15 protein-coding genes, 2 tRNA genes and 2 pseudogenes are annotated in these 20,940 nt (G+C 72.8%); 10 read left to right on the plus strand and 9 right to left on the minus strand.

All coding sequences use genetic code 11. From position 1 onward, the window contains the following. The first annotated feature begins 75 nt into the window (after window positions 1–75). The gene (locus tag MVA48_RS14285; protein ID WP_246981330.1) at window positions 76–1,086 is read left to right on the plus strand and encodes a LacI family DNA-binding transcriptional regulator; all 1,011 of its coding nucleotides are present in this window, start codon (window positions 76–78) and stop codon (window positions 1,084–1,086) included. A 13-nt stretch (window positions 1,087–1,099) separates the two neighbouring features. On the opposite strand, the gene MVA48_RS14290 is transcribed toward MVA48_RS14285, so the two are convergent. The 7 genes from MVA48_RS14290 to MVA48_RS14320 form a co-directional block, all read right to left on the minus strand. Then, window positions 1,100–2,941 (minus strand): glycoside hydrolase family 13 protein, encoded by a 1,842-nt coding sequence (locus tag MVA48_RS14290; protein ID WP_246981331.1) that lies wholly within the window; start codon window positions 2,939–2,941, stop codon window positions 1,100–1,102. Window positions 2,942–3,090: 149 nt separating this feature from the next. Next, window positions 3,091–4,326, minus strand: coding sequence for a DUF4032 domain-containing protein (locus tag MVA48_RS14295; RefSeq protein WP_246981332.1), 1,236 nt, complete (start codon window positions 4,324–4,326; stop codon window positions 3,091–3,093). 66 nt (window positions 4,327–4,392) lie between these two features. Further along, on the minus strand, window positions 4,393–5,622 hold the full coding sequence (locus tag MVA48_RS14300) for a DUF4032 domain-containing protein (RefSeq protein WP_246981333.1): 1,230 nt from the start codon (window positions 5,620–5,622) through the stop codon (window positions 4,393–4,395). 121 nt (window positions 5,623–5,743) lie between these two features. Continuing rightward, window positions 5,744–8,275, minus strand: a complete 2,532-nt coding sequence (locus MVA48_RS14305; protein WP_246981334.1) for a transglycosylase domain-containing protein — start codon at window positions 8,273–8,275, stop codon at window positions 5,744–5,746. Window positions 8,276–8,621: 346 nt separating this feature from the next. Next, window positions 8,622–8,694: transfer RNA gene (locus tag MVA48_RS14310), tRNA-Arg, on the minus strand. Between the two features lie 23 nt (window positions 8,695–8,717). Next, window positions 8,718–8,806 (minus strand) — tRNA-Ser (locus tag MVA48_RS14315). A 149-nt stretch (window positions 8,807–8,955) separates the two neighbouring features. Further along, entirely contained in the window at window positions 8,956–10,164 is a 1,209-nt protein-coding gene (locus MVA48_RS14320) for an MFS transporter (protein ID WP_246981335.1), read from the minus strand. A 105-nt stretch (window positions 10,165–10,269) separates the two neighbouring features. Here MVA48_RS14320 and MVA48_RS14325 point away from each other — a divergent pair, with 105 nt between their 5' ends. The 4 genes and pseudogenes from MVA48_RS14325 to MVA48_RS24240 all read left to right on the plus strand — a co-directional run. Next, complete coding sequence (locus tag MVA48_RS14325; RefSeq protein ID WP_246981336.1) at window positions 10,270–10,800, plus strand: CGNR zinc finger domain-containing protein; 531 nt, start codon at window positions 10,270–10,272, stop codon at window positions 10,798–10,800. Window positions 10,801–10,804: 4 nt separating this feature from the next. Beyond that, window positions 10,805–12,241: a phosphatase PAP2 family protein gene (locus MVA48_RS14330; RefSeq protein ID WP_246981337.1), complete on the plus strand. Its 1,437-nt coding sequence runs from the start codon at window positions 10,805–10,807 to the stop codon at window positions 12,239–12,241. A gap of 173 nt (window positions 12,242–12,414) precedes the next feature. Continuing rightward, window positions 12,415–13,515, plus strand: a complete 1,101-nt coding sequence (locus MVA48_RS14335) for a hypothetical protein (protein ID WP_246981338.1) — start codon at window positions 12,415–12,417, stop codon at window positions 13,513–13,515. A 420-nt stretch (window positions 13,516–13,935) separates the two neighbouring features. Continuing rightward, window positions 13,936–14,022, plus strand: a pseudogene (locus tag MVA48_RS24240) (sugar transferase); the annotation flags it as partial. 77 nt (window positions 14,023–14,099) lie between these two features. Here the strand turns inward: MVA48_RS24240 and MVA48_RS14345 are convergent. Beyond that, the gene (locus MVA48_RS14345; protein WP_246981340.1) at window positions 14,100–14,237 is read right to left on the minus strand and encodes a hypothetical protein; all 138 of its coding nucleotides are present in this window, start codon (window positions 14,235–14,237) and stop codon (window positions 14,100–14,102) included. A gap of 68 nt (window positions 14,238–14,305) precedes the next feature. Here MVA48_RS14345 and MVA48_RS14350 point away from each other — a divergent pair, with 68 nt between their 5' ends. Then, window positions 14,306–14,521, plus strand: a complete 216-nt coding sequence (locus tag MVA48_RS14350; protein WP_246981341.1) for a hypothetical protein — start codon at window positions 14,306–14,308, stop codon at window positions 14,519–14,521. Window positions 14,522–14,701: 180 nt separating this feature from the next. Here MVA48_RS14350 and MVA48_RS23780 read toward each other — a convergent pair whose 3' ends face one another. Continuing rightward, window positions 14,702–15,958, minus strand: a complete 1,257-nt coding sequence (locus MVA48_RS23780) for a flagellin N-terminal helical domain-containing protein (protein WP_305852260.1) — start codon at window positions 15,956–15,958, stop codon at window positions 14,702–14,704. 453 nt (window positions 15,959–16,411) lie between these two features. Between MVA48_RS23780 and MVA48_RS14365 the strand changes: the two genes are divergently transcribed. The 4 genes and pseudogenes from MVA48_RS14365 to MVA48_RS24245 all read left to right on the plus strand — a co-directional run. Next, the gene (locus MVA48_RS14365; RefSeq protein WP_246981342.1) at window positions 16,412–16,960 is read left to right on the plus strand and encodes a DoxX family protein; all 549 of its coding nucleotides are present in this window, start codon (window positions 16,412–16,414) and stop codon (window positions 16,958–16,960) included. Beyond that, window positions 16,957–18,006: a PHP domain-containing protein gene (locus MVA48_RS14370; RefSeq protein WP_305852332.1), complete on the plus strand. Its 1,050-nt coding sequence runs from the start codon at window positions 16,957–16,959 to the stop codon at window positions 18,004–18,006. The genes MVA48_RS14365 and MVA48_RS14370 overlap by 4 nt, the downstream gene beginning before the upstream one ends. Before the next feature lie 141 nt (window positions 18,007–18,147). Next, window positions 18,148–20,523: a tetratricopeptide repeat-containing protein gene (locus tag MVA48_RS14375; RefSeq protein ID WP_246981343.1), complete on the plus strand. Its 2,376-nt coding sequence runs from the start codon at window positions 18,148–18,150 to the stop codon at window positions 20,521–20,523. Window positions 20,524–20,530: 7 nt separating this feature from the next. After that, window positions 20,531–20,905: pseudogene (locus MVA48_RS24245) on the plus strand (pentapeptide repeat-containing protein); the annotation flags it as partial. Window positions 20,906–20,940 lie beyond the last annotated feature (35 nt).

The following is a 20,940-nucleotide window of genomic DNA, read 5'->3' on the forward strand; positions in this document are numbered from 1 at the left end:
GTCAACAGGCCCGCCCGCGCGACGGGTCGGGGCCGTCCGGGCGCTCGCCGGACAGGTGGTGAGACACTCCGACGCGTGCCCAGCCGGGTGACCCTGCAGGACGTCGCCGACCGCGCCGGCACGTCCCGGACGACCGCGCACTACGTGCTCACGGGACGCGACCGGGACATGCGGATCGCCGAGGAGACCCGTCGGCGGGTCATGCGGGCGGCCAACGAACTGCGGTACCGACCCAACCTGATGGCCCGAGGCCTGCGCACCCGGGTCACCCGCACGATCGCCCTGATCACCGACACCGTCGCGACCGACGCCTACGCCGGCGGCCTCATCTACGGGGCCCTCGCGGCCGCCGCGGAGCGCGGTTACCTGCTCTTCGTCTGCGAGACAGAGGAGGACCCGGAGCTCGAGGCGCAGCTGCTCGGCGAGCTCGCGGACCGGCACGTGGACGCCTACCTCTACGCGAGCATGTTCACCCGGGACGTCGAACTGCCTGCCGAGCTCCGCTCGGAGCGCGTGGTGCTGCTCAACTGCCGCGCGCCGGGGAGCGGCTGCCCGGCGGTGGTGCCCGACGAGCGCGCGGCCGGACGCGACGCCGCGCGCGCTCTGCTGGATGCGGGGTACCGCGACGGCATCTGGCTGGCGGGCGAGCCGGACCAGCTGGTCATCGCCGGCATGGAGCGCACGGCCGGGATCCACGAGGTGCTGGACGAGGCGGGCGTCGCACTGGCCGGCACGGTGCCCTGCACCTGGTGGCCCGAGTCGGCCTACGAGCAGTTCGGCGCCCTCCTGGACGCCGGCACCCGCCCCGCAGCAGTGATCTGCATGAACGACCGGGTCGCGCTCGGGGTCTACCAGGCCCTGACCGCGAGGGGGCGATCGGTCCCGGCCGACGCGTCGGTGGTGTCCTTCGACGACTCCGACATGGCGGTCTGGCTGCAGCCGCCGCTGTCCAGCATCGCGCTGCCGCACCGGGAACTCGCCACGGCGGCCGTCGAGCTCCTGCTGTCCGACGTCGACCTGACCGACACGGAGCTCCGGGTGCCGATGCCGGTCCGCCTGCGCGAGTCCATCGCTCCCCCGGGCTGACCGGCGGCCGGGCTCAGGACAGTCGCCAGACCTGGAACGTCGGGCCGTCCCCCGGAAGGGCGACGGCCCCCTCCCGTGACACGAGCGCGGGCGCGCCACCGAAGACGTTCGGCGCCTCGCCGCCCAGCCCCAGTCCGGCGGCGGGGACGCTGACCGGGTCGGCCGACGACCGCTGAGCGAGGACGAGCAGCCGTTCCTCGGGCGCCTCGCGCAGGAAAGCGAGGGTGTCGCCCTGCGCGACCACCCAGCGCAGCCCGCCCCGACGGAGGGCCGGCGAGCCGCGACGCAGGGCCGCGAGGGATCGGTAGGCGTCCAGCGTGTGGCGGTCCCAGGTGTCCTCGCGCTGCCACGGGAAGGGCGTCCGGGCGTCCTCTCCGAAAGTCCCCGTCAGACCGATCTCGTCACCGGCGAACACCATCGGCGCACCCAGCATGGTGAAGACCAGCCCGGCGGCGACCTCGTGCAGTTCCCGCGTCCGGACGATCGTCCGTATCCGGGCGGTGTCGTGACTGGAGAGGATCGACCAGGACGTCGCGGTCGCCCGCCACGGCCGCCGCGCCACGTGCTCGCGCATCGTGGCCGCCGCCGACTCCGCGGGCAGCCGGGGCACCAGCGGAGGGAGGCCGGGGTGCCGGTGCTCGTCGGTGTCCGGATCGCGCAGCCACGACCGGATGGGGGTCGTGAAGGTGGCGTAGTCCATCACTGCGTGCCAGCCGTCGGGCCCGAGGTCGCCGCTGGCGTCGAAACTGTGCTCGGCGAGCAGCAGTGGGTCGCGGCCGGTGTCGGCCAGCGTTCGCCGGAGGGCACGGGTGACGTCGGCGTTGAAGTCGTCGGCCAGCCGGCGTCCGGTCATGTGCCCGACGTCGACGCGCCATCCGTCCAGGGCGAAGGGCGGCTGCAGCCAACGGCCGGCGATGCTCGTCGGCCCTTCGAGCAACCGGCGTCGCAGCTCCGCCGAGGCGAACCGGAATTTGGGCAGCGTCTCGTACCCGAGCCAGGCCTCGTACTCGTCCGAGTCGGGGCCGGCGAAGTAGTAGAACTCCCGTTCCACCGCGCGGCGGTCGGACATCGCCGTGCGGAACCACTCGTGCGTGTCGCCGGAGTGGTTGGTGGTGAGGTCCCCGAGCAGGCGCATGCCGCGGCGGTGCACCGCATCGGACAGCCGCACGAGTGCGTCCTCGCCGCCCAGAAGCGGGTCGACGACGGCGAAGTCGGTGGCGTTGTACCGGTGATTGGACTCGGCCGGGAAGAACGGCGTCAGGTAGACGGTGTCGGCGCCGACGTCGGCGATGTGGTCGAGGTGCGCGGTGACACCGTCGAGGTCCCCGCCGTAGAACTGGGTGGCCACCGTGGGCCCGAGGGAGTCGACCGGGTCGTCCCACGCGGCCGGAACCGCCCAGTGCGGCACCGACCGCGCGTCGGCGGCCGGGGACCGGGCGAACCGGTCCGGGAAGATCTGGTAGACGAACGCGTCCCGCGCCCACTCTGGCGGCCCGGGCGGCGTCGTGAAGGTGAAGTCGTAGGCGTCGGACACCTCGTGCGGGTGCAGCCCCGTCCCGGTGAGCCACCGGTACCCACGTGGCCCGCCCTGCAGGAGGAACCGGTAGTGGGTGCCCGGATTGCGCACCGGCACCTCGCAACGCCACCAGGTCTCGGTGTCGGTCTTCCGGTCCACGACTCCGGGCCACATCTCCGCCTCGGCATCCGGCGTCGACCGCACGTGCACGTCGCTCGCGCCGTCGTCGTGCGGCACGCGCACGAAGACCGTGGCGGTGCCCCCGAGCTCCGGGGCGTCGTCCGGCACGTGGGCGGCGGAGCCGTCATGGTGCGGCAGCGAGAGGTAGGACGGCGTCATCGCACACGGCTCCGCAACGGCTCAGCACGGCCGCCGACCCCTGGAGACAGGGCCGAAGGACGCGACCTGGATCAGCAGAATCGTTCCAGCACAGTGAAACGGTCAGGCAGGGACGCTGTCCAGGGGGACGGTCCTGCGGCGGCGGGCCGTCAGGTGAGTCCGCCGGCCGCCACCGAAGGCGTGGTCATCTCCTTGGGCGTCTGCGGCAGCACGGTCGCGAAGTAGGAGCGCGCGGCGGCCGTCGTCCCGACATCGCGGCCGGCCTGCTCGGACAGGAACCACCGGTGCTCGAGGATCTCGTGGAAGATCTCGGGCGGCGCCAGCCGGCCGGCCAGATCCCGCGGGATCGCCTCGACGACCGGCTGGTACACCTCGGCGACCCAGCGGTGACCGGCCACGGTGTCGGGCACCATCCGGCCGTCACGCTGCTCGAGCCAGGCCCGGAAGCTGCGCAGGTCGTTGAGCAGGCGGCGGGCCTGCTGCTCGCCCACCTCGAGCCCGGTGAGCCGGAAGAACTCGCGGCGGTGCTGGCCGGACTCCGCGACCCGGGTGTGCACCTTGAGTTTCACGCCGCCGTCGGGACAGCTGACCAGCTCGACCTCCTCGACGGCGAAGCCGAGCTCGTTGAGCCGCTGCAGCCGGTCGGCGATGCGGTAGCGCTGCTCCTCGGGCCGGAGGACCTCCTCGCGGGTGACCTCGTCCCACAGGGCCTCGTAGCGCTGCGGGAGGACGGTGGCCATCTCGATCGGGTCGATGTCGTCGGGCAGCAGGCCGCCGATCTCGAGATCCATGAGCTCTGCCGCGACGCGCTCGGTGGCCAGCTCGACGTCGTACCGGCGCTGGCCGGGTGAGAGCGAGGGGTGCCGCTCCACGGTCTCGGCGTCCACCAGGTAGGCGGCGATCGAGCCGGCGTCGGGCCGGAACAGCGTGTTGGACAGCGAGCAGTCACCCCAGAAGATGCCCGCCAGGTGCAGCCGGACCAGGAGCTCGACCAGCGTGTCGATGAGCTGCTCGCTGGTGTGGTCGACGCGGCGCATCGAGAACAGGTAGCGGTAGGACATCGAGTACTCGAGGAACCGGGTCACCAGGATCGCCGGCAGGTCGTTCGGCCGGTCGACGCAGATGCCGAGCACCGAGACGGTGGGCAGGCCTTCGGCCTCGAAGTCGGTGAGCATCGCGTACTCGTGGCGGGCCAGCCGCTCGTCGATCTCCTTGAGCGCGTACACCGTGCTGTCGGAGGCGGCGAACCGGACGACGTGCCGCGAGATGCCGCGCTGGGGCACCTCGAGCAGCTGGTCGTCGGGCCACTCCTCGAGCGGCTCGCCCCAGGGCAGGGCGAGCAGTCCGGCGGCCTCGTCGGCAGGTGGGCGGAAGAGGAAGCGCACGGTGCACCCCCGATGCTCGGTACCCCGCTCACTCTGGCATGTGGCCGACGCGCGCGCGGCCTGGATCTACAACAGTTCGGCAGCCATCACCGACGGGGTGGTGAACTCCTTGGGCGTCAGCGGCAGGACGTCGGCGAAGTAGGACGCCGCGGCCTCCGCCGTCCCCACGTCGCCGCCGGCGGCCTCGGAGAGGAACCACCGGTGCTCGAGGATCTCGTGGAACACCTCCGGCGGCGCCAGCCGACCGGCCAGATGGGAGGGGATGGCGTCGACGACCGGTGAGTAGATCTCGGCGACCCAGCGGTGCCCGGCGACGATGTCCGAGAGGGCGACGCCGTCGCGCTGCTCGAGCCACGCCCGGTAGCCGGCCAGGTCGTCGAGCAGCCGGCGCGCCTGGTGCTCCTGCACCTCGAGCCCGGTGAGCCGGAAGAGCTCGTGGCGGTGACGGCCGGGTTCGCCGACGCTGGTCTGCACCTTGAGGCGGGCGCCCTGCGGTGAGGTGGTCAGCTCGACCTCGCCGGCGTCGAAGCCGAGGTCGCCGAGCCGGCGCACCCGCTCGACCACGCGGTCGCCCGACTGCTCGGCCGGGAGGTGCTCCTCGCAGGTGACCTCGGCCCACAGCGTCTCGTAGGTGTCGCGCAGGGCTGCGGCGAGCTCGATCGGGTCGACGTCGTCGGGCAGCAGGCCTCCGGCCGCGAGGTCCATCAGCTCGGCGGCGACGCGCTCGGTGGCCAGGTCGAGGTCGTAGCCGCGCTGACCGTCGGACAACGACGGGTGCCGCTCCACGGTCTCGGCGTCGACCAGGTAGGCCGACATCGTCCCGGCATCGGGGAGGAAGAGGGTGTTGGACAGCGAGCAGTCGCCCCAGAAGATGCCGGCCAGGTGCAGGCGCACGAGGAGTTCGGCCATCGTGTCGATCAGCCTGCCGGGGGCCTCGGCGCCGGGCCGCGAGAACACGTAGCGGTAGGACATCGAGTACTCGAGGAACCGGGTCACCAGGATCGCCGGCAGGTCGTCGGGACGCTCGACGCAGATGCCCAGCGCCTCGACTGCGGGCAGCCCCTCCTCGGCGAAGTCGCCGAGCAGCTGGTACTCGCGGCGGGCCAGGCGCTCGTCGAGCTCCTTGAGGGCGTAGACCGCGCCCTCGGAGGCGATGAACCGCACCACGTGCCGCGAGATGCCGCGCTGCGGCACCGTCATCAGGGCGTCGTCCCGCCATTCCTCCAGGGGCTCGCTCCAGGGCAGCCCGAGGAGCTCGACCGCACCGGCGGCAGAAGGACGGAACACGAAACGCATGGGGAAGAGCCTCGGGATTGTCGGGTCGGGACGGTCCTTCCATCGTCCGCGCGCGATGTTTCCTTGAGGGGTCCTCATCCCGGCGAGTCGTCATGACGTCTGTCTCGTTTGGACCCGGAAGCTAGTCCGTCTCGTCCTCGGGCCCTGGTTCCGGCTCGGACGGGGTGGCGTCCGCGGTGGGCGTGGGTTCCGGCGTGGGTTCCGGTGTCGGGGTGGGCGTGGGTTCCGGCGTCGGTTCCGGTGTGGGCTCCGGTGTCGGGGTGGGCGTGGGTTCCGGCGTCGGTTCCGGTGTGGGCTCCGGTGTCGGTTCCGGTGTGGGCTCCGGTGTCGGCTCCGGAGTCGGGGTGGGCGTGGGCGCCGGTGCCGGCTCGGGTGCCGGCTCGGGTGCCGGTGCCGGCTCGGGCGCCGATGGTGGCGTGGACGTCGACGTCGGCGTCGCGGTGGGCTCGGGCGGGGGTGGCGGAGGCGGCGTCCAGGCGGAGCCGTTGCTCACCAGCACGCGCACGACCGAGTCGGCCGGCAGTGGAGTCCCTGGCCCGGGCTCCACGCCCAGCACGACGCCCGGGCGGCGCCCGCTGTCCACGGGGACGACGGTGGCGGTGAGTCCCGATCCGGCCAGCAGACCGACGCAGCGCTCGCCGGCGATCCCGGAGCAGCCGGCGGGCACGGCCGTGATGGTGCCGGTGACCAGCTGCGGGTCCGCGGGAGGGAAGGGCACGACCGGCCCGCCGGCGATGAGCGGGGCCACCGCGTCGTGCCAGATCGCGGCCGCCTTGCCGCCACCGAAGCCGCCGACGTCCCGGTTGGCCACCGGGTCGTAGACCATCACGCTCGCGGCCAAGTAGGGGGTGTACCCGACGAAGGCGATCGAGTAGTTGTCCTGCGTCGTCCCGGTCTTGCCGGCCATCTGGTGGCCGGGGACGTGGGCGCGGGCACCCGTCTGCCCCGGGTGCCCGGGTTCGACGTCCTTGCGCAGGGCCTGGGTGAGCGTGTTCGCGACCTCGGGTCTCACGGCCTCGGCGCAGCGCTCGCGCTGGCCCAGCGGCACACCCTCGTCATCGACCAGCGGCTCGCCGTACCGGTCCACGACGCTCATGAGGGGTGTGGGCTCGCACCGGCTACCGCTGGCGGCGAGTGTGGCGTAGGCGTTGGCCAGCGCCAGCGGGCTGGTGGCCTCGGCGCCGAACGTGAACGATCCCCGGTTCTCCGCGACGATCCTGTCGGCCACCGGGTCGAGCGAGGTCAACCCCAGCCGCTGGGCCATGCGCACGGGCCCTTCGACGCTGCCGAGCTGGTCCTCGAGCGCGAGGAAGTAGGTGTTGGACGACATGTACAGCGCCCGTTCCATGTCCAGCGTGCGCGGATAGCTCCCCGCGTTGCCCACGTCGTAGGGGCCGTCACCGTCCCGGTAGACCTCGGAGACGTACGGGTCCGACGTCGTGATCTCGTGCTCGAGGCCGAATCCGGCCTCCAGGGCGGCAGCGGCCGTGAACACCTTGTACGTGGACCCCGCACCCTGACCGGCGGCGCGATGGAGGTTCACCGTGGTCTGCGCCGGATCGTGCTCGTCCAGCCCGTAGACGCGGTTGACCGACATGGCGAGGACGTGGCCCGTCCCCGGCCGGATCGCGGTGTAGATGCCGGCCCGCGGATCGCCCATGGCGAGGGTGGCGAGGACCGCGGCGTCGCCCGCCTGCTGGACGTCGGGGCGCAGGGTCGTCGTGATGGTCAGCCCGCCGGTCTCCAGCTGCTCGGCGCTCAGGCCGAGCTCGCCGGTGAGATGGCTCAGCAGGTAGTCGCAGAAGAACCCGCCGATCCGCGCCTCGGTGCAGCCGCGCGGTGGGCGGGCCCCGGGCTGCAGCGTCACCGGGGCGCTCCGCGCTTCGGCGGCTGCCGACCGGTCGATCATCCCCAGTTCGAGCATCCGGCCGATCACGACGTCGCGCCGCGTGGTCGCCCGGTCGGGAGCCACGAAGGGGTCGTAGTGCGTGGGGCTCTGGACCAGGCCGGCCAGCGTCGCCGCCTGGGCGAGGGTCAGCGCGTCCGGCGGCACGTCGAAGTAGGTCTGGGCCGCGGCATGGACCCCGTAGGCGCCCGCGCCGAAGTACACCCGGTTCAGGTAGCGGGTGAGGATCTCGTCCTTGGTGTAGTTCCGCTCCAGACCCAGGGCGATCCGGGCCTCCTCGAGCTTGCGGCCGACGGTCTTCTGGGTCGCGGCCTCGCGCTCCTCCGCGACGTCGGCGGACTGCAGCCGGATCTGCTTGACCAGCTGCTGGGTGAGGGTCGACCCGCCCTCCACGACGTCTCCGGCGAGCAGGTTCCGCACGAGCGCCCGTCCCATCCCCCGGCCGTCGACCCCCTCGTGCTCGAAGAACCGGGCGTCCTCGATGGCGACCAGAGCGTCCTTCATCACCGGGGCGATCGCGTCGCTGGGCACGACGGTCCGGTTGCGCCGGTAGAGCTCGGTGATCAGCGACCCGTCGGCCGCGAGGATCCTCGTGTTGCCGGCCGGCGTGCGGTCGATGAGCTCGGCCTCGACCGGGTCGAACAGGTCGGCCGCGTAGTCGGCGCTCTTGGCGACCCCGCCGAGCCACGGCAGCGCCAGGCCAGCGACGAGGGCACCGGCACTCACCACGGCCACGACGAGCTGCATCAGCGCCGCCGCCTGCGGCGGGCCGTCGCCGGCACTTCCTCGACTCCGGGCAGCGGCAGACCATCGGTGCTCGAACGGGGCGGCACACAACTCCTTCGACGAACGCGGGACGACGGCCGGCGTGCGGCCGGCTCGGTCCGGCCTTCCACCGACCATGCCCACGGTCGGCACCGGTCGTGCGTGATCGGATGGGGTGTAACGCGATGGCAAAGTCCGGGAAGGCGTCCACGCTGGGCGCGTCACCGCTTCGCAAAGATCGCGACCACGAACGGGGGAGGAGCTGGGAGACGAATCTGCCGCGCCTCCCCGTCGGGGCGGCGCGGCAGATCGGTGTCTCAACCAGACGTGCACCCGAAGGGATTCGAACCCCTAACCTTCTGATCCGTAGTCAGATGCTCTATCCGTTGAGCTACGGGTGCCGGTGTTCAGTTGTGGTCGTGCGCGGAGGCTCCGGGATTTGAACCCGGGATGGGGATTAACCCAAACCGCATTAGCAGTGCGGCGCCATAGACCGGACTAGGCGAAGCCTCCCGGGGTCCGAGTCCCCTCGGAACCACCGAGGGAAGAGACTACCAGCGGCCTCGACCCGCCTCCGCGAGGGGCCGCACCCCCGCCGCGAGATCTGCACACTCGTGACCATCAGCTGCTGATGGCCGCGAGTGTGCAGATCTCGCGGCAGGTCAGGCGGGGACGGGCTCCCGGCGGCCGGCCACCCGGACCGAGGGACGGCGACCCGGCACGAGCGTGATCGCCACGGCGACGGCCGCACCCGCCGCGGCCAGCGCGAGGCTGCCGCTGACGCCGAACCTGCCCTCGATCAGCGCACCGCCGAGCGCCGCCCCGATGGCCGACGCGCCCACCGCGATCGTCGACAGCCAGGTGAACGCCTCGGTGGTCGCGTGCTGGGGCGCGATCGAGCCCACCAGGGTGTTCTGCACGGTCAGCGTCGGGGCGATCGCGGTGCCGCCCAGGAAGAGCAGCACGCCCAGCGCCCACGGGCTGGAGATCCAGGCCAGCGGCGCCAGCCCGATCGTCACGCCCAGCAGCAGCAGCCGGTACTGCCGCGGCAGCGAGGTGCTCAGCACGCGGGCGCCGAACCAGAGACCACCGGCGACCGACCCCAGCGACCACACCGCCAGCAGCAGCCCGGAGAGGCCCGGCGACCCCGCCGCGTCGGCGAACGCGGGGATGGCCACCTCGAGGGCGCCGAAGCCCAGCATCAGCGCCGACCCGCTCAGCAGCACCCGCGGCATGCCGGGGGCGCGCACGGTGGCGAACATCCCGGTGCGCGGCCCGGCGACCGGCACGTACGCCCGGGTGGCCCGCGACGTCGCGACGCCGAGCGCGCCGATCAGCGCCAGCACGCCGGCCAGCCCGACCGCCAGGGCCGGGGTCGCCGCGACCGCGAGGACGGCGACCAGCGAGGGCCCGACCACGAACACCAGCTCGGTCGCCGTGGCGTCGAGCGCGAACGCCGTTCCGCGGAACCGCGCGTCGACCCGCGACCACAGGGCCCGCACGGTCCCCGAGACCAGCGGCGTCGCCATGCCGGCCAGCGCCGAGGCCACGAGGACCAGCCAGACCGCGCCGGAGCCCAGCACGACGGCGATCAGCAGCGCGAGCAGCAGCGGGTACGCACCGGCCTGGGTGAGCAGGATGGGGCGGGGCCCGCGCCGGTCGGCCAGCCGGCCGAGCACGGGCGCCATGATCGCCGAGGCGATCCCCAATGTGGCTGACGCGAGCCCGGCGATCGCGTAGGAGCCGGTCTGCTGCTGCACCATGAGCAGCAGCGCCAGCGGGACCATGGCGGACGGGAGCCGCCCGGCGAAGCCGGCCAGCAGGAGCACCGGGGCGGAGGGAAGCCGCCACACGGACACGTAGGCACGCACGTCAGTACTCGTCTCACAACTTGCAGGGAAAGGAATCGTAGGGGGTCAAACTCAGTTGACCACCTACATAGTCCCGAGGCTAGCACCCACGCAGTAGGGAGTCATATGGATTACGACACCTACGGGTCAGGTGCGATCGAGCTCGCCATCGAACTGGCGAACTCCGACCGCACCGATCCGGAGTGGGCACGCGTGTTCCTGAGCTCCCACGAGGAGTGGTTCACGCCGGGCACGTCGTTCGACCTCTCGCCCGGTGAGGCGCACCGGGCCGCCACGACCGCGCAGCTGGTCCGCGCCGTCGCGCTCGCCGACGCGCAGGACGACGTCCTGACCCGGCTCAACGAGCTGCTGGCACTGGCCCGGCCCCGCCCCTACGCGACCGACCACGACGGCGAGCTGCACCTGCACTACGCCCGCCCCGACGCCCCGGTGCTCGAGCAGCTGACGACGACGGTCGCCATGGGCATCGCGCAGGTGGTCACCCAGCACGGCTGGCAGCGGCTCGGGGTCTGCGCGGCCGAGGGCTGCGGCAACGTCTACGTCGACACCAGCCGCAACGCCAGCCGGCGCTACTGCTCCAACACCTGCGCGAGCCGCTCGACCGTCGCCGCCTACCGCGCCCGCCGGAAAGCCTGAGCCGGTGCGCTTCGCCAGGGACGCCGACCGGCGGCTGCACGCCTTCATCGGCCGGCTGCCCATGACGCCCGCCGACCGCTTCCTCCGCCGGCTCTCGACGTCCGCCGACCACGGCAAGCTCTGGATCGTCATCGGCGCGCTGCTCGCCACGAGGAAGGGACACCTGCGGCGCGGCGCCGTCCGCGGGCTGGGCTCCATGGCCGTCTCCAGCGCGGTGGTCAACGCTGTGCTCAAGCGGCTGTTCGGCCGGGTCCGCCCGGACCTGGAGAACCTGCAGACGCACCGCCGGCTGCGCCGCGAACCCGGCAGCCTGTCCTTCCCGAGCGGGCACTCGTCGTCGGCGGCGGCCTTCGTCACCGGCGTGGCGATGGAGAGCCCCGCGACCGGCGCGCTGCTCGCGCCGGTGGCACTGGGCGTCGGCTACTCGCGGGTCCACGTGGGCGTGCACTACCCCGGGGACGTCGTCGCGGGGCTCGCCGTGGGCGGCGCCGTCGCCGCGGCCACCCAGCACTGGTGGCGGCGGCGCCCGAACCGGCCCGCGCGGGTGCGCACCGCCTCCGACGCGCCCGCGCTGCCCGACGGCGCGGGCCTCGTCGTCGCGGTCAACCCCCGGTCGGGCCCGGAGGACTACGACCCGGCCGCCGACATCGCCCGGGTGCTGCCCAAGGCCGAGGTCCTGGAGACGACGCCGGACGCGACCATCACCGACCTGCTCGGCGAGGCGGCCCGCTCCGGTCGGGCCCGGGCGCTCGGCGTCGCCGGCGGTGACGGCAGCGCCGCCGCGGCCGCGGCCGTGGCCCTGGACCACGGCCTGCCCCTCGCCGTCTTCGCCGCCGGCACGCTCAACCACTTCGTCCGGGACGTCGGCCTCGAGGCGCCGGAGGACACCGCCGAGGCCGTGGTCACCGGCGAGGCGGTGCGGGTGGACGTCGCCGACGTCAACGGGACGCCGTTCCTCAACACCGCCAGCATCGGGGCGTACCCGGACATGGTGCGCCGCCGCGACCAGCTCTCGCGCCGCATGGGCAAGTGGCTGGGCCTGACCGTGGCCGCCGCCGAGGTCCTGCGCACCCAGGCGCCGGTGTCGCTGGTGGTCAACGACCGCCCGCTGAGGGTCTGGATCGTCTTCATCGGCAACTGCCGGTACACCCCGCGGGGGCTCTCCCCCGCCTGGCGCCCGCGTCTGGAGGACGGCGTGCTCGACGTGCAGTACCTCCGGGCCGACCTGCGGTTCGGGCGGACGCGTGCGGTTCTCGCCACCCTGCTCGGGGTCAGCGAGCACACGCGCAGCTACGGGCACTTCGACGCCGAGGAGGTCCGGATCGTCTCGCGCTCGGGCCCGCAGCAGGTCGCCTACGACGGGGAGATGGGCGAGACGGTCACCGAATTCGTCTTCCGCAAGCGCCGCGAGCTCACCGTGTACTGCTGCCGGGACCTGTGATCCGGCTGTTCGGCACGCTATCCGGAGCGGCTGATCACAATCGGTGACACCGAGCCGAATTCGTCCGCTGTCCCGCCTCCGCCGCAACGTCACAGGTTGCCCGCTGCCCGGGCACCCGACAGGGTCCGGGGTTCCGGAGCAAAGCGGAGACCGATGTGATCGACGGAGACGGCGTGAGGACGTCGGGCCTGGCTGGACAGCCGGCGCCCCGGTGGCACCGTCGGCTCCTCCTGGTTGCCGCGCTCCTGGTCGGGCTCTGGGCCCTCCTGGCCGCGTCGGCCGAGGCGGTGCGCGCCGACGTCCCCGTCGGCGGGCCACCGATCTGCGCAGGCGGGCCCGCCGCTGATCCGGCCTCGGCGCAGCAGCCCGTCACGGACCCGGCGGCCGGCACGCCGTGCGCCGTGCCGCCGGCAGCGCTCGCGCCACCGCCCGCGGACGGCGCCGCGGTCACCCCACCGGCCGAGACCGCGCCGGACGCCGCCCCGAGCCCGCCGCCCTCCTCACCGGCCCCGTCACCCGAGGCGGCTCCTGCCCCGGCACCGGCTCCTCCCCCGGCACCGGCTCCTCCCCCGGCACCGGCTCCCGCACCGACACCGCCTCCCGCACCGACACCGACCGCGGTTCCCGCGCCCGCCCCGACACCCGCGCCGCAGCCGGAGTCCCCGCCGCCATCGATCACCGCGCCCGCGACGACGACGGACCTCGTTCCGGCGCCGACCGCCCCGGCCGCCGAGACGGTGGCGACCGGGCAGCCGGTCGTGATCCCGCCGGCGACGAACGCAGCGGTGGCGCCGGCAGCCGACGCCGTCGAGGCCGCCGTCGACCCGGCCGCGGTCCCGGTGCTGCCCGACCTCAGGGCGCTCGCGGCCCTCTGCGCGCCGGCGACCCCGCCCCTCGACGCACCGCCAGCGGTCACCGATGCCGCCGTTGCGCACCCCTACGCGGCCGCCACGGCGAGCGCCACGACCGCCGCGGCCGCGCCACCGCCCGTCACGCAGGCGGTGGCCCCCGCGAGCGCGCCGGCCGACGCGCCCGTGCCGCTCGCGCCGCGCGGCATGCCGTTGCCCGTGCCGGCGCCGGCCCACTCCTCGGCGTCGGCCGCGGCCGGTGGCCTCGGCTACGGGGCCGGCCAGGCGCAGTACGACGACGGCGGCCACGCCGTCCTCCACTCCGGGACCGCTGCCCTGCTCGACGGGTCCTCGACCGCGACGAGCGACGGGTTCGCCGGGTCGGTCGTCGGGGCTGCCGACGACCCGGGAGCCAGCCCCGGCTGAGCCGGTCGGGCGGCGTCACACGGGACGTCGCCTCCGCGGGCACGGCCGTCGCCGCCCGCTCCGGGACCGCGCAGGTCCCCACCTCTCGCACCCTCGCGCCCGTCGCGGGACCTCAGCGGCACCACGGCAAGGACCGGTCAGATGAGTTCAGCCACGGAGCAGGTGCTCCCGCTCCGCCCGGCGCCGGAGCGCCCGGCCTCCTTCCGCGTGCGCGGTGCGGACCGGCCGTCGCGTCCCTGCACGACCAGCTCGTCCGCCAACCGCAGTACGGCTACCGCGTCGTCGGCTGCTGCCTGCCCGCCACGGGGGCGGGCAGTCAGCAGCCGACGGTCTCCCGGTGCTGGGCGGTCCCGACGATGTGGTGGACGTCGTCCGGAAGTACGAGGTCGACACCGTGGCGGTGCTGCCGTCACCTCGTCGATGAAGCCCGGCCTGACGGGGCTCTGGCAGGTCAGCGACCGGTCGGACCTCTCCTGGGACGAGTCGATCCGCATCGACGTCCACTACGTGGAGAACTGGTCGCTGTCCATGGACCCGATGATCATCTGGCGCACGTTCGGCGCGGTGGCCCCCGGCAGGGGCGCCTACTGGGCGTCGCCGTCCGCCTCGTCGTCCCCGGCGAGGTTCTGCGGGATCCCTTCGGACGGCGCCGCGTGCCGTTCGGGGTCGAGGTCCTCGGCCAGGCGCTGCTCGACGTCCGGTGTCTGCTGTGGGTCGGTCATGAGGGGTGCCGTTCCCCCTGCTGTGGCCCCCGAACCGGTGATCACGCGGCAGCAGTACCGTCCGGTCCGTGCTCCGCCGGCTGTGCGCGCTCGTCGTGGGGGGCGTCCTCTCCGGGTTCACCTTCCTGCTGCTGAGCGGGCAGTACATCAACGACGGCCCGGTGCTGCTGACCGTCTCCCAGCACCACGGGCTGCACCTGGGCGACCTGTTCGTCCTCGCCGGCTGGCTCGTCGCCATGCTGGCCCTTCTGACGCTTGCCGTTCTGCCGTCTCGCACGCGCTGACACGCGGCCGCTCCCGCTGGAGGGCTGGCTGCTGCTCGGGTCGTGTGCGGTGGCCGCGTCTCGGGCGCGGAACGTTCCGATCGCCCCGCGCACGTGAACGAGGGGGAGGCCGGAAGGCCTCCCCCTCGTCCGGGGTGGTGCTGAGGAACTGCGCGTCCTCAGCTGCTCAGCTGACCGAGGTCAGCGGAGCAGCGACAGGATACTCTGCGAGGCCTGGTTGGCCTGCGCGAGCATGGCGGTGCCGGCCTGGGACAGGATCTGGTTCCGGGTGAACTGGACCATCTCCTGGGCCATGTCGGCGTCGCGGATGCGGCTCTCCGAGGCGGTCAGGTTCTCCACCGCGACGTTGAGGTTGTTGATGGTGTGGTCGAACCGGTTCTGGATGGCACCCAGGTCGGCCCGCTGGGTCGACACCTTCTTGATCGCGGCGTCGAGGGCGGTGATCGCCGCGGTGGCACCGCTGGCGGCGGTGAAGGTCGGGGTGGCCGAGGCGATCTGCTGGGCGGAGGTGCCCAGCGCGTAACCGTTGGCGCCGGTGAAGCCGGCGACGGCCTCGGTGACGCTGAAGGTGATGGTGGTGGCCGTACCGGCGGCGAACGGGCCGGTGGTCAGGCCCAGGGCGGCCTGGGCGGCGTTGTTCAGCAGGGTGCGGGCCTGGGCACCGGTGGTGGCGGTGCTGTAGTCCACCGAGCTGAGGTCGAAGCTCTTGCCACCGAAGTTGATGGTGCCGTCGAGCTTCTCGAACGAGGCGACGGCCACGGCGCCGGTGGCGTCGAGGTAGTCGTCGCCGGCGGCGAGCTCGGTGAACAGCAGCGAGCCGGCCACGGCCGCACCGGCGTTGGTCGTGGTGACCCGGCCGGCCGCGGCGGCGCCGTTGGTGAACGCACCCACACCGGTCACGTTGACCCCGGAGACACCCAGGCCGGCGGCGTCCATGCCGATGCCGGGCGAGCCGATGTTGACCGTGATGGTCTCCCCGGCGTTGGCGCCGACCTGGAAGAGGGCCTGGAAGCTGCCGTCCAGGAGCTTCTTGCCGTTGAACGTCGTCGTGGCGTTGATCCGGTTCAGCTCGGACTTGAGCTGGCCGATCTCCGACTGGATGGCGTTCTGGGCGTCGGCGTTGACGCCGCCGGAGTTGCTGGCCTGGACCGACAGGTCGCGCATGCGCTGCAGGATGCTGTGCGTCTCGGTGAGCGCACCCTCAGCGGTCTGCACGACCGAGATGCCGTCCTGGGTGTTGCGAACGGCGACCTTCAGGCCACCGATCTGCGACCGCAGACCCTCCGAGATCGCCAGCCCGGCCGCGTCGTCGGCGGCCCGGTTGATGCGGAACCCGGAGGAGAGCTTCTCCAGGCTCTTGCTCATCTGGCCGTCGGTGACGGACAGATTGCGGTACGCGTTGAGCGCCGCGATGTTGTTGTTGACGCGCAGACCCACGGTTTTTCCTCCTTGGAAGGGGCTTTGCTACCCGGCTGCGTCCGTGCGGCCGGGCATGCAGGTGTGATCGGCGTGACCGGTGGGGAACTTGAGGCGAAAGTGGTGAAACGGACGAGATTTCTGGGTCGCGTGTGACGGCACACGGTCACGACCGGTCGGACGCCTGCCGATAGCGCCGCTCGCCGCCTCGTCCGAGGGCGCTGCCCGCGGTGATCGCCACCACCCCGCACAACGCCAGTGACGAAACGAGGGTGTAGATCGGCACACGTCGGAGGTCCGTGCCGACGCTCCCGTCCGAGACCGACGCCGCCGGTCAGCGGGGTCGGGGCCGTCGTGGGCGCTGGGCGGGCGGGCGCCGCTGCGGGTCGCTACGGTCGGCTCGGGATTGCCTGAACGATCTTCCGGGCACTGCACGCCCCGACTCACTCCAGGTACCGAGGGAAAGAGGTCACCATGCTGGTCCGCCGGATCGCCCGGCCCCTGCTCGCCGCCCCGTTCGTCTACGGCGGCATCAGCACCCTGCGCAAGCCGCAGGACCGCGTTCCGGGAGCCGCGCCGGTCGTGGAGAAGATCGCCGAGACGGCCGACAAGCAGCTGCCGGTGCAGCTGCCCAAGGACGTCGAGCAGTGGGTGAAGGCCGACGCCGCGGTCAAGGTGGTCGCCGGCACCCTGTTCGGGCTGGGCAAGTTCCCCCGGCTCACCGCGCTCGTGCTGTCGGCGTCCATCGTGCCCACCACGCTGGCCGGGCACCGCTTCTGGGAGCACACCGACCCCACCGAGCGCTTCGGGCAGATCTCCAACTTCCTGAAGAACACCGGCATGCTGGGCGGGCTGCTGCTGGCCGCCGTCGACACCGAGGGCAAGCCCTCGGTCGGCTACCGCGCCCGCAAGGCGGCCAAGCGGGCAGCCGACTCCACCGAGAAGAGCCTGGCCAAGGCCCAGAAGCGGGCCGCCAAGGCGCAGAAGAAGGCCGACAAGAAGCTCAAGAAGGCCCGCAGCTGAGCGCTCCCCTCCCGCCCGCGGCCGCGCTCCGGAGGATCGCCTTCCTCCTGGAGCGCGCCCGCGAGCCCAGCTACCGCGTGCAGGCGTTCCGCACCGCCGCCGCGGTGGTCGACAGCCTCGACGAGGCCACGCTCGACCTGAAGATCAGGACCAACACCCTCAAGGACCTCAAGGGCGTCGGACCCAAGACCGCGGCCGTCGTCGTCCAGGCGCACAAGGGCCAGGTGCCCGAGTACCTGACCAAGCTGGAAGAGGCGCACGCCGAGCTCGTCCCGATGGCCGACGACGTCGCCGCGTTCCGCGCGGCCCTGCGCGGCGACCTGCACACGCACTCCGACTGGTCCGACGGCGGCAGCCCGATCCGCGAGATGGCCGAGGCGGCCATGGCGCTGGGCCACGAGTACATGGCGCTCACCGACCACTCCCCCAGGCTCACCGTCGCCAACGGCCTCTCCCCCGAGCGGCTGGAGCGCCAGCTCGACGAGGTAGCCGCGCTCAACGAGGAGCTGGCGCCGTTCCGGATCCTCACCGGCATCGAGTGCGACATCAACGTCGACGGCAGCCTCGACCAGACCGACGAGCTGCTCGGCCGGCTCGACGTCGTCGTCGCCAGCGTGCACTCCGACCTGCGCGCCGACGCGAAGGCCATGACTGCGCGGATGCTCACCGCCGTCGCCAACCCGCACACCGACGTCCTCGGGCACTGCACCGGCCGGCTGGTGATCGGCCGCCGGCAGCGCAACGGCACCCAGCGCCCCCGGCCCGAGAGCGAGTTCGACGCCCAGGCGGTGTTCGAGGCCTGCGCCGAGTTCGGCACCGCCGTCGAGATCAACTCCCGTCCCGAGCGGCTGGACCCGCCGAAGCGCCTGCTGAGCCTGGCCGTCGAGATCGGCTGCGAGTTCGCCATCGACACCGACGCGCACGCCCCCGGTCAGCTGGACTGGCAGGGCAACGGCTGCGAGCGGGCCATCGAGACCGGTGTGCCGGTCGAGCGCGTGGTCAACACCTGGCCGGCCGAGCAGCTGCTCGACTGGACCAGGAACTGAGGGCTGGGCTCCCCTGACGATCCGGATGGACCGGCCGCGCGTCCGCTCGGCCGCCGTCCGAGAGGCGACCGACCCCGCTGACCTGCGTTCCTTCCCGGTGTAGGAAGTCCCGCAGCTGCCGGCCGCAGGGGGAGGGTCGCGATGGACGACGAAGAACGCGCTCGAGCGGTCAGCGGCGGGGACGACGCTTCCGCCGCCATGATCAAGGAGCTCGCGGACGGGCTCCGGAACAGCCACCGGACGGCGGTGGCCACGGACATGCTGACGACGGTCGCCGGCCGGGCGCTCGACGGCACCTGGCGCCCGGACGAGCGGGCGGCACTCGCGACCGTGCTGCGCGACCACCACCAGTTCGACCTGGCGCGGCGGCTGCTGAGCCGCGTCCGCCAGCAGGGACCGGACAGCGAGTGGCTCCGGCAGCAGCACGCACTGTGCACGTACAAGGACCTCGAGCTGCCCGCCTGGCGTCGCTTGAACCGCGCGCTCGAGATCCTGACGAGCAGTGGGCCGCTGACCGAGAGCACCGATGCCGAGACCCTCGGCATCGCGGGCGCGATCTACAAGCGGCGGTGGGAGGTGGACGCCAAGCGCGTGGACCTCGAGAACGCCCTCTACTGCTACCGGCGGGGCTTCGCGCAGCAGGACCACCCGGAGCGCCTGTACGCCGGCATCAACGCCGCCTTCGTGCTGGACCAGCTCGCCGGGCTGGAGGACAAGTCGCTGGGCGGCAGCTCCCGCGCCGAGGCGCGGCGGCGGGAGGCCGACGAACTGCGGCAGCAGATCCTGCAGGCTCCGCCGGGCGGCGACCCAGGTTGGGACGAGGCCACCCGCGGCCAGGCCGCCTTCGGTCTCGGTGAGTTCGCGCGCGCGCACGAGCACTTCACGGCCGTGGCGGCCCACCACCAGGAGGTCTGGCGGCAGGAGTCGACCGCCACCCAGCTGGCCACGCTGTCCAGGCTCCGCGGATTCGCCCACGACCCGTTGGCCCAGCAGGCGCTGCGAGCGCTCGTCGGCGGGAGCGCAGCGGCGGCGGGACGCGCGGCCACCGGCAAGGTCGGGCTGGCGCTGTCCGGTGGAGGCTTCCGCGCCTCCCTGTTCCACATCGGTGTGCTGGCCCGGCTGGCCGAGTGCGACGTGCTCCGCCGCGTCGAGGTCCTGTCCTGCGTCTCCGGTGGCTCGATCGTCGGCGCGTACTACTACCTGAAACTCCGCGAGCTGCTCCAGCGGACGCCGGACGCGGAGATCACCGACGGTGCCTACGTCGATCTCGTCCGAGAGTTGGCCGAGGAGTTCCTGAACGGCGTCCGGAAGAACCTCCGCGGCCAACTGGCCGCCAGCCCGGCCGCGACCGCGAGGATGACCCTGCCGTCGTACTCCCGCACCGACCGGGCGGGTGAGCTGTTCGAGGAGATCTTCTACAGCCGGCTGCGGAGATCGGCCACGCCGTGGCGCATGCCGGATCTGCTCGTCGTCCCGGCGGGCAAGGAAGAGGGCTTTAGCCTCCGCTACGAGAACTGGATGCGCGCCGCGAAGGTGCCCGTGCTCGTGCTCAACGCGACCACCTTGAACACCGGTCACTCGTGGCAGTTCACCGCGACCTCGATGGGCGAACCGCCGAGCACGCTCGATGCCCGCATGGATGCCAGCCGCCGACTGCGCCGCGTGCACTACCCCGACGCCCCCGACACCGGCGACCTCCGTGCTCCTGCTCTCGGCAAGGCGGTGGCGGCCTCCGCCTGCGTGCCCGGGATCTTCCCGCCGATCACGATCAGCGGGCTCTATGACGGCCTCGACGTGGAGCTCGTCGACGGTGGCGTACACGACAACCAGGGTGTCGCCGGCCTGCTGGAGCAGGACTGCACCGTGCTGCTCGTGAGCGACGCCAGCGGTCAGCTGCGCGACGAGGAGGACCCGGACAGGGGATTCGTCTCGGTGCTGAAGCGGTCGAACGACGTGCTGATGAAGCGGGTCCGAGGCTCGCAGTACGGCGACCTGCTGAGCCGTGTCCGCGCCGGCACGCTGCGCGGATTCATGGGGATCCACCTGACCAAGGGCCTGGCAGCGCCGCCGCGGGACTGGCGCGGATCCCGCGAGCCGTGGCGCCCCGAGGACGACGAGACGGCCGGTGCCGAGCGGTCCTACGGCATCGATCGCGAGGTCCAGCGGCTGCTGGCCGAGCTGCGGACCGACCTCGACGCGTTCTCCGACGACGAGGCGTACGCCCTGATGGCGGCGGGCTACCGCATGACGGAGCACGATCTGGCCGACGCCCTGCCCGACCACGCACGGGCGAGCTGCACGCCGGTCCAGGACTGGCCGTTCCGGCGGATTCTTGCGGAGATGACTTCCGGCGATGCTTCGCGGCTCGCGGACTCGCTGCGCTTCGGCGGTCACCGGTTCTGGCGCAGGTCCCGGGCCTGGAACGAGCGCATGCGGCAGCGGCTGCGACCCCGCGCCGTGTGGGAAGGGGTGCGGAACCTCGGGAGCCGTCTCGCCTTCTGGCGCCGGACGCGGTGAGCTGGACATGGCCGATGCCGAGCACCTCGCTCTGCTCCAGCAGGGCGTCGAGCAGTGGAACAGGTACCGCGCCCGGACCAACCACGAGGAGGTCGATCTCTCGAGAGCCGAACTCGAGGGCGCCCACTTGAACGGCGCAGACCTGGTGCGCGCGGACCTGTCGGGCGCCCGGCTCGCGGGGGCGCAGCTCGAACACGCGCACCTCAAGGACGCCAAACTTCCGGGCGCCGTCCTCGAGGGCGCCAATCTCGAGCACGCCAACGCCCGTGGCGCGGACTTCGACGGAGCCCATGCGGAAGGGGCGAACTTCGAGGTCGCCACCTTGCGGGACGCCACGTTCCGCGGAGCGCACCTGTCCGGCGCAAGGTTCCACCGGGCATACCTCCGTGACACCGACCTGACCGGGGCCGATCTGAC

It is taken from the genome of Blastococcus sp. PRF04-17 (genome assembly GCF_023016265.1).
Taxonomy (GTDB): Bacteria; Actinomycetota; Actinomycetes; order Mycobacteriales; family Geodermatophilaceae; genus Blastococcus_B.

Coding starts and splice junctions, on each gene's coding strand:
- MVA48_RS14290 (WP_246981331.1), bottom strand. CDS start 2,941: ATGACGCCGTCCTACCTCTCGCTGCCGCACCATGACGGCTCCGCCGCC.
- MVA48_RS14300 (WP_246981333.1), bottom strand. CDS start 5,622: ATGCGTTTCGTGTTCCGTCCTTCTGCCGCCGGTGCGGTCGAGCTCCTC.
- MVA48_RS14305 (WP_246981334.1), bottom strand. CDS start 8,275: ATGCAGCTCGTCGTGGCCGTGGTGAGTGCCGGTGCCCTCGTCGCTGGC.
- MVA48_RS14325 (WP_246981336.1), top strand. CDS start 10,270: ATGGATTACGACACCTACGGGTCAGGTGCGATCGAGCTCGCCATCGAA.
- MVA48_RS14345 (WP_246981340.1), bottom strand. CDS start 14,237: ATGACCGACCCACAGCAGACACCGGACGTCGAGCAGCGCCTGGCCGAG.
- MVA48_RS14365 (WP_246981342.1), top strand. CDS start 16,412: ATGCTGGTCCGCCGGATCGCCCGGCCCCTGCTCGCCGCCCCGTTCGTC.
- MVA48_RS14375 (WP_246981343.1), top strand. CDS start 18,148: ATGGACGACGAAGAACGCGCTCGAGCGGTCAGCGGCGGGGACGACGCT.